This is a genomic window from Halalkalibacter hemicellulosilyticusJCM 9152 (assembly GCF_000513115.1).
GTDB classification, from domain to species: Bacteria; Bacillota; Bacilli; order Bacillales; family Bacillaceae_D; genus Halalkalibacter; species Halalkalibacter hemicellulosilyticus.
This window is the reverse complement of record NZ_BAUU01000089.1, coordinates 1-1606: the sequence shown is the minus strand read 5'-3', so window position 1 is coordinate 1606 and position 1606 is coordinate 1. Positions and strand designations below refer to the sequence as shown.

Genomic DNA, 1606 nt, shown 5'->3' with positions numbered 1-1606 from the left:
AAAGAAAAAGGAATGTTAGGTCATCAACAAAATTAAAGTAAAAGACAATTTTAAACATTAATAATAAATAGTAATAAAATAAATATAAATCGCGATATCTCTTATGGAAGAATACCAAAAATTACAAACTATATTGATAATATGGATAATAAGATAGGGATATTTTTTCCTGCACTTGTTTTTTCATTCAGGGACAACCCGATCAATTACTATAGCAACGACTTTGAATTGAATATTTCAATAAATAATAAATTAGTAGTTATTGACGGACAACATAGAATAAAAGCAATAGAAAAGTTTTTAGAGAAGAATCAGAATAACAATAAAAGGGAACGGATAGAGGAAACTTCATTAACTGTTCAGATTTATTTCGGGCTTAATATCCAAGATGAAAAGCATTTATTTGCGGATATAAACTCAAATTCTAAGAAAGTTTCAATGTCCTTAATTACTAAATTTGATAATAGGGATGTTCTAAATGTTTTAGTAACAGAACTTCATAATATTTGCGACGCACTTCAAAGTGCAAAAATAGAATTTAATAAAAGTCGGCTTCAGCGTCCAGGGAATGATTATTTTTCTACTAGTTCAAGACTCAAAGAATTAGTAAGTATATTACTATTTGGTAAGAAAAGCCCTAACAAAAAAGATAGTAGAAATTTAATTGCTCAATATGATGATGTATTAATTTTTCTCGATAAATTATTTCGAGAATTATTTTCAAGTTTACCACCACAACCAGGCGACGTATTGAAAAGTATTCTAGGGCACTATGCAACACAGCAATCAATAGGATACTATATATATAATTCAATTATGCTTAATGAAACAGATATACAGTGGATAACCGATTGGGAAGAAGAAATTGACGCTTTAGCAAATATTGATTGGTCAATTAAGAACCCAGTTTGGAAAAAATATCTAAATGCAACTAGGAAAAATACTCCTTCAGAATATTTACAAATTGAGGAATATAAAGCAGACGAAATTTATGAGGAAATAAAGAAACAATTAAATTATTAAACACTGATATCAAAAAAGTACTTCCAAAACCAATTGAGTAAGCGTTAAATAGTCCCCACCTATGACGAAGATGGGGACTATATTAAAATCTAGTTATCAGCTTTCCATCTAATGGGAGCTTGAGTGGAATAACTGTAAATGTTGTTAATGCAGCCATTTTTGTTCTAACTACCATTTTTTATTCAGCAAGTTGCTGTCATCTACAAGATCACGAGCAAGCCAAACGAAAGAAAATCCGAAACCCAATACATTCAAGGGTCTCGGATTTTCTTTAAATGGTTTAGAAAACCCCTGCTATGCCGGGGGGGGGGGCAAAAGGGCTTCTAGCGTGGTATAAAAAACCTCACTTCATGGTAGGATAAAGTTGGTTTCCCGACCACTTTATCTCACCAAAGAAGGAGGTATGCCCTGTGAAGGACATGAATAGTTTAGCACACACAACATGGAATTGTAAGTATCATATCGTCTTTGCGCCAAAATACAGAAGGCAAATCATCTATGGAAAATATAAAAAGAGTATTGGTCAAATCATAAGGGATTTATGTGAACGAAAAGGGGTTGTAATTCATGAAGCAAATGCTTG

Annotated in this window: 2 protein-coding genes; both read left to right on the top strand. The window is 31.8% G+C overall.

Annotated elements, in window-relative coordinates; translation table 11 throughout:
• Positions 1–60: 60 nt before the first annotated feature.
• On the top strand, positions 61–1023 hold the full coding sequence (locus tag JCM9152_RS20960; protein WP_081728171.1) for a DNA sulfur modification protein DndB: 963 nt from the start codon (positions 61–63) through the stop codon (positions 1021–1023).
• Positions 1024–1442: 419 nt separating this feature from the next.
• A partial coding sequence (gene tnpA, locus JCM9152_RS20955; RefSeq protein ID WP_035347760.1) for an IS200/IS605 family transposase occupies positions 1443–1606 on the top strand: 164 nt, incomplete at its 3' end.